We start from the raw sequence: 8,543 nt of genomic DNA on the forward strand, positions 1-8,543 counted from the left end.
CGCGGGTCCAGGTGGCCGGGAACGTGCTGAACCTGCCGCTGCGGCCACCGGCCGTCCTGGCGCGCGCCGCGGCGAGCCTCGACCTGCTGTCGGGCGGCCGGTTCGCGCTCGGGCTCGGGTCAGGAGCGTTCTGGGACGCGATAGTCGCCATGGGTGCGCCGCGGTTGACGCCCGGGCAGGCCGTGGACGCGCTGGACGAGGCGATCGACATCATCCGGGGCATCTGGGACACCGACGAGCGCGCTCCGCTGCGGGTGCACGGGACTCACCACCACGTCGACGGCGCCAAGCGCGGCCCGGCGCCCGTCCACGACGTCCCGATCTGGCTCGGCGCGTACAAGCCGAGGATGCTCGGCCTCGTCGGGCGCAAGGCCGACGGGTGGCTGCCGAGCCTCGGATACCTGAAGCCGGGCGACCTTGCGGCCGGAAACGCGCGCATCGACGACGCCGCGGCCGCGGCCGGCCGTGACCCCCGCGAGATCCGGCGCCTGCTCAACCTCGGAGGCGGGTCGTTCCAGGGCAGCGGGTTCCTGCAAGGCACTCCCGACCGGTGGGTCGACGACCTGCTCACCCTGGTCCTGGAGGACGGGATCGCCACCTTCATCCTGGGTACCGACGACGAGACCACGATCGCGGTGTTCGGCGGAGAGATCGCGCCGGCCCTGCGGGACGCCGTCGCGTCCGAACGTGCTGCCGCCGGCACCGCCACAGGCTCCGTCCGGCCCGTGATCGCGTTGGCCAAGCGGCGCTCCGGGATCGACTACGACGGGCTGCCCGCCTCGCTCGTCGCGACCGCCGTGGAGCCCGGTGACCGCGAGTACGCGCGCGTGCGGTCGTCCTACGTCTACTCCGGCTCCCCCGGGCTCGTCCTGCGGCCGCACACCGCCGAGCAGGTCGGCGAGGCGCTCCGGTACGCGCGTGCGCAGGGCGTCCCGTTCGCCGTCCGCAGCGGCGGGCACGGGATCAGCGGTCGGTCGACGAACGACGGCGGGATCGTCATCGACCTCGGCGCGCTGGACACCGTCGAGGTGCTCGACCGCGCGACGCGCGTCGTGCGGCTCGGCGCCGGAGCCCGGTGGGGTGACGTCGCCTCGGTGCTCTCACCGGTCGGGCTCGCCATCAGCTCCGGCGACTACGGCGACGTCGGAGTCGGCGGGCTGGTCACGGCCGGCGGGCAGGGCTTCCTCTCGCGCTCCTACGGCCTCACGCTCGACCACGTGGTCGCCGCCGAGCTGGTCCTCGCCGACGGTCGGCTGGTCCGGACCGACGCCGAGCACGAGCCGGACCTGCTCTGGGCCGTGCGCGGCGCCGGGGCGAACTTCGGCATCCTCACCGCGGTCGAGATCGAGGCCGCGGAGGTGGGCAACGTCGTCTACGCCACGATCGTGTACGACGCCACGGACACCGCGGCGTTCGTCGAGTCGTGGGCGGAGCTCGTGGAGTCGTCGCCGCGCGAGCTCACCAGCTTCCTCACCCTCGTGCCCGCCCGGGAGCAGAACCCCGCCGTCGGCTACGCGATCATCGTGTGGGCGAACGACGACACCGGTGCGGCGATCGGGGCGCTCGAGCAGTTCCTCGACCTGGCGCCCGTCCTGCAGCAGCAGGCGCAGCTCGTGCCCTACGCCGCGACCGTGGCCGCGCAGCACGGTCAGCACACGGGCGGCGCCGACTCCGCTGCGCGCGGTGGCCTGGTTGAGCACGTGACACCCGCGCTCGCCGTGCTGCTCAGCGACCTGCTGGCCGCCGGCGACGCCGACATGCTGCAGCTGCGTGCCGTCGGCGGCGCGGTCAACGACCTCGACCCGGCCGCGACCGCGTACGCGCACCGGACGCAGAACTTCTCGTTGCTCGCGTCCGCCCGCRGAAGCCGCCGCACCCAGATCGACGCCTGGTGGGAACGCCTCGCCCCGCACCTGCGCGGTGTCTACCTCAGCTTCGAGACGAACCAGTCCCCCGCTCGCGTCTCCGAGGCGTTCCCGCCGGAGACGCTCGCGCGGATCGCGCGGCTCAAGGCGCTGTACGACCCCGAACACGTGTTCGACGGCAACTTCGGGGTCGCTCCCCTGGCGTCCGGGGCGCCCGTGCCACGATGACGTCATGAGCACTGACGACATCGCCGGCACCGTCGCCCACGTCGAGCAGCAGGAGCACGACCTCGTGTTCCGCACGTTCACCAACGACGACGCGTGGCGCCTGGGCTGCCTGATCGTCGAGCTCGCGCAGGAGCGTGACCTGGCCGTCACGGTCGACATCCGCCGGGGCACCCAGCAGCTGTTCCACGCGGCGCGACCGGGCACCACGCCCGACAACGACAGCTGGATCGAGCGCAAGGTCCGCGTGGTCGAGCGCTTCGGGGCGTCGTCCTACCTGGTGGGTCTGCGCGCCGCGGCCAAGGGCACCACCTTCTCCGCGCAGCACGACCTCCCGCTGCAGCAGTTCGCGGCCCACGGCGGGGCCTTCCCGATCCGCGTCCACGACGTCGGCATCGTCGGCGTGGTGACCGTCTCCGGGCTCCCCCAGGCCGAGGACCACGCCCTCGTCGTCGAGGCCGTGACCGCGCACCTCGCCTGAGCCGCCCCCAGCCCCGGCTCACCGCGGGCTCCTCCACCGACCGGTCCGGCCCCTCCTCCGTGCGCCCGCGGCGGTCCCAGGCTCGTCCGCATGACGGAGCGCGAGGACCACGGCTGGTTCGACGAGGACTGGGACGACGACCCCGACGACGCGCGGGCCGACGTGCCGTGGGTGCTCGACGTCGACGGTCCCGACCACGACCTGCCCGACCCACCCGGTGCGCCCCTGCGGTCGGGCGGCGATGCGCTCGCTGTGCTGCTCGACCTCGTGGGACCCGAGCGGTCCGGGCCGCCGGCGCTCTGGTTCGTCGTGCTCGACGCGCAGGACCGCACGATCCCCGTCGTCCTGCCGATCACCGACGTGCCGCTGCGCGCCGACCCGGCGGTCGCGCGCCGGCTGGTCGCGGTGCTCGCCTCGGTGCTCGCGTCCGACGCACCGGGCGGGTCGGTCGTCGTGGGGCTCGTCCGCGCGGCCGGTGGGGACCGCGGAGCGTTCGAGGCGTCCTGGGTGCCGGCCGTGCGGGAGGCTGCCGACGACGCGGGAGTCCGCCTGTGGTCGGTCGTCGCGATCGGCCAGAGCCGGGCGCGGGTGCTCGAGTGGTGACTCCGCTCAGGCCGAGGGTCCGGGCGCGGCCTCGTCGATCGCGGCCAGCTGGTCGAGGGTCGGCTCCCAGGCGATCGACGCCACGTTGGCGCGCAGCTGGTCCGGCGTGCGGGCGCCGGCGATGACCGTCGCGACTGCGGGCTGCGCGGCGAGGCCACCCAGCGCGAGGGTCGGTAGGTCGATCCCCCAGCGCTGAGCCAGCGCCTCGAGCGCCTCGATCCGGTCGAAGTCGGCCCGGGCCAGCCGCTCGGGCATCCGCGTCAGCCGCGACCCGTCGGGAGCGGACTGCCCTCGCCGGTACTTGCCCGTGAGCAGACCCGATGCCAGCGGGACGTACGGGATGAGGCCGACACCCGCCTGCTCGGCCGCAGGCACCAGCTCCGCCTCGGCGGACCGGTCGAGCAGGTTGTAGCGGTTCTGCGCCGAGACGAACGGCGTCGCACCAGTCGTCCGGGCGCTCCAGTCGGCGTCGACCACCTGCCAGGCCGCGAAGTTCGAGGAGCCGATGTACCGGACCTTGCCCTCGACCACGAGCTCGTGCAGCGCAGCCAGGGTCTCCTCGATGGGCGTCACGGGATCGGGGGCGTGCAGCTGGAACAGGTCGACGTGGTCGGTCCGCAGCCGCGTCAGCGATCCCTCCACCGCCCGGCGCACGTACCGGCGCGAGCCGCGCACGCCCCAGTCCGGGCCGTTCAGACCTCGCGCGTCCATGCCGAACTTCGTCGCGATGACGACGTCGTCCCGGTGTCCGACGAGCGCGTCCCCGAGCAGCTCCTCGCTCTGGCCCGGCACCCCGCCGTAGACGTCCGCCGTGTCGAAGAACGTGATCCCCGCGTCGAGCGCGGCCGCCACCAGGGCCGGGACCTCCTGCGGATCCAGCGTCGCGCCGAACGTGTTGCAACCGAGACCGGCCACCGAGACGGTGAGACCACTGTCACCCAGCTGTCGGAAGGACATATCCGCGTCGGTGCGGGAGGCTTGAGGGGTAGTCACGGGCGACGGGCTCGAAGAATTGCTCACTCGGGCAACCCTAAGCCTCTCCCCCGCACACCACCCGCGTTCACGAGACCTTCACGTCCTCCTGGAACACTGGAGGGGCGCCCGCCGTTGACACCGGTGGAAGTTCTCACTCTCGACGGCCGTACAACGGCACGGAGGTTCCCCAGATGGCAAACCGGTCCCTGCGCGGCATGCGCATCGGGTCCCACAGCATGGAGACGGAAGACGGCGTCGAGTTCGCCCCCCGCCTCCAGGCTCACTACGACTGCCCCAACGGGCACACCATCATCCTGCCGTTCTCGGTCGAGGCCGACGTCCCGGTGGTGTGGGAGTGCCGTTGCGGCGAGGAAGCATTGCTCCGTGACGCGTCGCGGCCCGAGGTGAAGGCCGGCAAGCCGCCGCGCACCCACTGGGACATGCTGCTCGAGCGCCGGACGGTCGGTGAGCTCCAGGAGCTGCTCGACGAGCGCCTGGACCTGCTCCGCTCGGGCAAGCTGCGCCGCAGCGCCTGAGGCACTCAGCCTCGAGATCGACGGAACGCTCCCGCCACACGGCGGGAGCGTTCTGCTATCCCCCACCGGGTCACGTTGACCAGCGCCTCGACGACGATCGCGCGGCTCATCTTCGACTGGCCGAGCTCGCGCTCGACGAACGTGATGGGCACCTCGACCACCCGGGCACCGGAGCGGACCGCGCGCCACGCCATGTCGACCTGGAAGCAGTACCCCTGCGACGCGACGTCCTGCAGGGTCAGCTGGTCCAGGAGCGACGCGCGGTAGGCGCGGAATCCACCGGTGGCGTCGTGCAGCGGGATGCCGAGCGCGATGCGGGTGTAGGTGTTCGCGCCGCGCGACAGCAGGAGCCGGCTCATCGGCCAGTTCACCACGCTCCCGCCGGGCACCCACCGGGAGCCGAGCACGAGGTCCGCCTCGCCGATCGCGGCAAGCAGGAGCGGCAGGTCCTCGGCGCGGTGCGAGCCGTCGGCGTCCATCTCGACCACGACGTCGTAGCCCCGCTCGAGCGCCCACCCGAACCCGGCCACGTACGCGGTACCCAGGCCCAGCTTGCCGGCCCGGTGCAGGACGTGGATGCGACGCGAGCCGTCAGATGCCGTCTCGGTCTCCGCGATCTTCTCCGCGAGCTCGCCGGTGCCGTCGGGCGAGCCGTCGTCGACCACGAGGACGTCGGCGTCCGGGACGTGGGTGCGCAGGCGGTCCAGCGCTCCCGGCAGGTTCTCGCGCTCGTCGTACGTCGGGACGACGACGAGCACCCGCTGCGGGGTCTCGGTCATGCGGCTGTCTCGATCCGGTCGGAGCGACGCACCCGGTGTGCGCCGGCTGCACCGGCGAGCACCACGCACACCGCGAGGGCGTCGATGATCCATGCGGGCCACGAGCCCAGCCTCGTCGCGGGGGTCAGCGTGTCGCGCAGAGGAAGGGTAGCCACCATCTGCTCCGCGGTGAAGAGGCCGGTCTGCTGGCTGACCACCCCGTTGGGGTCGATGACCGCGCTGACGCCCACGGTGGAGATCTGCACCGTCGCGCGCCCGTGCTCGATGGCCCGGATGCGGGACATCGCCAGCTGCTGCGTCGACTCGTCGGACACCCCGAAGGAGGCGTTGTTCGTCTGCACGACGAGCACCTCTCCCCCGGCCTGCACCGCCCCGCGCACGATGCCGTCGTACGCCACCTCGAAGCAGATGACGTCCCCGATGCCGACGGTCCGGCCCAGGCGCTCGGAGTCGAGCGGGATGTAGCCGGGCTCGTCCCCCGGCAGCATGTCCCGCGTCACCAGGTCGACGGCCGACGAGAACGGCCGGACCAGCGAACGCATCGGGATGTACTCGGCGAAGGGCGCCGGGTGCTGCTTGGTGTAGGTGGCCGTGACGCCGACGCCGGGCTCCCACAGGACGGCGGTGTTGTACCGACCGCCGCTGGGCGGGTACTCGACAGTGCCGACGAGCATCGGTGCACCCACCGCCTGCGCCGCGCCGTCGATGAGCGACGCCGCCGTCTGGTCGACCTGCGGGTCGATGTCCGTGCCGTTCTCCGGCCAGAGGACGAGGTCCAGCTCCCCGGGCTCCACCTGGTCGAGCAGGGCCATGGTGCCGGCCACGTGGTTGTCCAGCACCGCCTGGCGCTGGCCGAACGCGTCGAGCCCCACGCCCGGGACGTTGCCCTGGACCGCGCCGACGCGCAGGCTGCCGGTCTGCGCCTGGGTGTCGAGCGGGATCAGCAGGCCGACGACGACGAACGCGGCCACGACGGCCGTCGCGATCACCAGCCGCCCGATCTCCAGCCGGCGGGCAGCGAGCAGGATACGGGCGAGCAGCACGCCGACGGCCACCACCGCCCCGGTGAGCAGCGGCGTGCCCCCCAGCGACGCCAGGGCGGCGAGCGGCGAGTCGGCCTGCGAGAACGCCAGCCGGCCCCACGGGAACCCGCCGAACGGCCACGCGGCGGCGAGCTCCTCGGTCGCGACGAACAGGATCGTGAAGACCAGCACCTGCAGCCCGACGCTGCGCCACACCGAGTTGCCCCGCCGCGCCCAGGCCCACGCTGCGCCGAACAGCGCGAAGTAGGACGCCTCGAGCGTGCTGAGGGCCAACCAGGGCACCTGGCCGACCGCCTCGTCGGCCCAGGTGATCAGGGGCGCGACGAACGCAAGGCCCCACAGGAGCCCGACGAGGGCGTTCCAGCGGGCGCTGTCCCGGCGCAGGGCCAGGTACAGCAGGGCCACACCGAGGAACGCCGTGCCCCACCATCCGGGTGCCGGGAACGCGAGCCGGGTGAGGACGCCACCTGCGACGGCGAGGACGAGAGTCCACCAGCGGGCGGGTTCACGGGCGGGCACCCCTGGAGGGTACGTCAGCGGACTGAGGCCGGAGAAAGTGGCGGGTGTCAGGGCTCCGGCCGAGGTCCGACCGACCGGCCCGCGCGTCCTTCGTACCGGTCTGCGTGCAGGCGCACGGACCGTTGTCTACTGAACACGCGGGCCCGGTCGGAGCCCTACCCCCTACCGCGGCCCCCAGGCCCGACGTCGTCGTGGGCATGTCTCCGCGGTGGATCTCCTGAGGAACCTACCGAGATCCACGGAGGTGTCAAGGTGGCGTCGGTGCAGGTGGGAGCCGTACGCGCAGGTCACCCGCGCACCATCGGTCCCGTCTGTACTGTTCGGCTCGGCGTGTCGCTCCGCGTGTCGGCGGATCGGGTCGAAGCGGGCGGATCCGGTCGGCTGTCGGCGCCGCAGAATTCACCCGGTCGGACGTCAGAGCGCGTCGTGCAGGACGATCCCGTCCCGGACCGTCCGCAGGCAGACCGGCGCCGGCGCGTCCGGCGCGAGATCCGGCAGCAGCGGGATCCCCGCCCGCGCGTCGGCGCTCCAGGAGGAGAACCGGCCCTCGGCGGACTGCACGGTGAGGTGCTCGGCACGCCAGACCGCGAAGTGCGCGGGCGAGCCCACGCGCAGCTCCCCGGCGCCCGTGTGGTCGAGCCCTGCGACCCGCCAGCCGCCGCGGGTCGACGCCCGGAAGGCTGCACGCGCGGAGATCCGCTGGTCGGCCGCGTGATGCTGCACGGCGGCCCGGACCCCCGCCCACGGGTCCACGGGTGTCACGGGTGAGTCGGAGCCGAACGCCAGGGGGACGCCGGCCGTGGCCAGGTCCGCGAGCGGGTTGAGCGCCGCCGCGCGGCCCGCGCCGAGCCGCGTGGCGTACATGCCGTCCGGTCCTCCCCACGCGGCGTCGAACGCCGGCTGCATGCTCAGGCGCACACCGAGCAGGACCAGGGCCGCGAGCGTCGGCGCGTCCACCATCTCCGCGTGCTCGAGCCGGTGTCCCATGCGCGCGATCGCGTCCGGGCCCTCGACGTCGACGGCCGTGCGCAGGCCGAGCAGGAGCTCGTCCATGGCGCGGTCGCCGATGACGTGGAAGCCGCCCTGCACCCCCGCACGTGTCACGGCTGTCAGGTGGTTGCAGATCTGCTCCGCGCTCAGGTACAGCACACCGGAGGTCTCCGGGGCGTCCGCGTACGGCGTGCGCACGGCGGCGGTGTGGGAGCCGAGCGAGCCGTCGACGTTGAGGTCCCCGCCGATCCCCGTGAGGCCCGGGATCGCCGCGAGGATCTCGCGGGCGTCGTCGACGGTCACGCACGGCTCGCCGCGGTAGGCCACCAGGTGCGGCAGCCCGTCGTGCGCGTCGGCCGTCAGCTCCAGGAGCTCCACGAGCCCGGCGCGCGTGTCGATGGAGGGCGCCGAGTGCTCGTGCACGGACACGACCCCCTGGGCGGCGGCGTGCGCCAGGGCGCGGCGGTACAGGGCGGTGCGGCGCTCGGGGGTGACCACGCGCGCGGCGTCGCGGGCCGCGTGGTGGG

General features: G+C 73.4%; 8 protein-coding genes. 4 read left to right on the forward strand and 4 right to left on the reverse strand.

Annotation, left to right across the window (positions count from 1 at the left end; all coding sequences use genetic code 11):
• The 3 genes from AC1DUQ_RS12755 to AC1DUQ_RS12765 all read left to right on the forward strand — a co-directional run.
• Positions 1 to 2,093: LLM class flavin-dependent oxidoreductase (locus tag AC1DUQ_RS12755; protein ID WP_477073901.1), on the forward strand; the 2,093-nt coding region annotated here is incomplete at its 5' end.
• A 4-nt stretch (positions 2,094 to 2,097) separates the two neighbouring features.
• The gene (locus AC1DUQ_RS12760; RefSeq protein ID WP_477062030.1) at positions 2,098 to 2,571 is read left to right on the forward strand and encodes a heme-degrading domain-containing protein; all 474 of its coding nucleotides are present in this window, start codon (positions 2,098 to 2,100) and stop codon (positions 2,569 to 2,571) included.
• A 90-nt stretch (positions 2,572 to 2,661) separates the two neighbouring features.
• Complete coding sequence (locus tag AC1DUQ_RS12765; protein ID WP_477062029.1) at positions 2,662 to 3,174, forward strand: hypothetical protein; 513 nt, start codon at positions 2,662 to 2,664, stop codon at positions 3,172 to 3,174.
• Positions 3,175 to 3,180: 6 nt separating this feature from the next.
• Here AC1DUQ_RS12765 and AC1DUQ_RS12770 read toward each other — a convergent pair whose 3' ends face one another.
• Complete coding sequence (locus AC1DUQ_RS12770) at positions 3,181 to 4,131, reverse strand: aldo/keto reductase (protein WP_477062028.1); 951 nt, start codon at positions 4,129 to 4,131, stop codon at positions 3,181 to 3,183.
• 209 nt (positions 4,132 to 4,340) lie between these two features.
• Here AC1DUQ_RS12770 and AC1DUQ_RS12775 point away from each other — a divergent pair, with 209 nt between their 5' ends.
• A complete protein-coding gene (locus tag AC1DUQ_RS12775) occupies positions 4,341 to 4,685 on the forward strand; it encodes an RNA polymerase-binding protein RbpA (protein ID WP_028046368.1) in 345 nt (114 codons plus the stop codon).
• A 5-nt stretch (positions 4,686 to 4,690) separates the two neighbouring features.
• On the opposite strand, the gene AC1DUQ_RS12780 is transcribed toward AC1DUQ_RS12775, so the two are convergent.
• The 3 genes from AC1DUQ_RS12780 to AC1DUQ_RS12790 all read right to left on the reverse strand — a co-directional run.
• The gene (locus AC1DUQ_RS12780) at positions 4,691 to 5,464 is read right to left on the reverse strand and encodes a polyprenol monophosphomannose synthase (protein ID WP_477062027.1); all 774 of its coding nucleotides are present in this window, start codon (positions 5,462 to 5,464) and stop codon (positions 4,691 to 4,693) included.
• Complete coding sequence (gene lnt / locus AC1DUQ_RS12785) at positions 5,461 to 7,026, reverse strand: apolipoprotein N-acyltransferase (protein WP_477073902.1); 1,566 nt, start codon at positions 7,024 to 7,026, stop codon at positions 5,461 to 5,463. The genes AC1DUQ_RS12780 and lnt overlap by 4 nt, the downstream gene beginning before the upstream one ends.
• 414 nt (positions 7,027 to 7,440) lie before the next feature.
• A partial coding sequence (locus AC1DUQ_RS12790; protein ID WP_477073903.1) for an amidohydrolase family protein occupies positions 7,441 to 8,543 on the reverse strand: 1,103 nt, incomplete at its 5' end.

Source organism: Cellulomonas sp. P4_B5_2 (assembly GCF_056402235.1).

Coding starts and splice junctions, on each gene's coding strand:
- AC1DUQ_RS12770 (WP_477062028.1), bottom strand. CDS start 4,131: ATGTCCTTCCGACAGCTGGGTGACAGTGGTCTCACCGTCTCGGTGGCC.
- AC1DUQ_RS12775 (WP_028046368.1), top strand. CDS start 4,341: ATGGCAAACCGGTCCCTGCGCGGCATGCGCATCGGGTCCCACAGCATG.
- AC1DUQ_RS12765 (WP_477062029.1), top strand. CDS start 2,662: ATGACGGAGCGCGAGGACCACGGCTGGTTCGACGAGGACTGGGACGAC.
- AC1DUQ_RS12780 (WP_477062027.1), bottom strand. CDS start 5,464: ATGACCGAGACCCCGCAGCGGGTGCTCGTCGTCGTCCCGACGTACGAC.
- AC1DUQ_RS12760 (WP_477062030.1), top strand. CDS start 2,098: ATGAGCACTGACGACATCGCCGGCACCGTCGCCCACGTCGAGCAGCAG.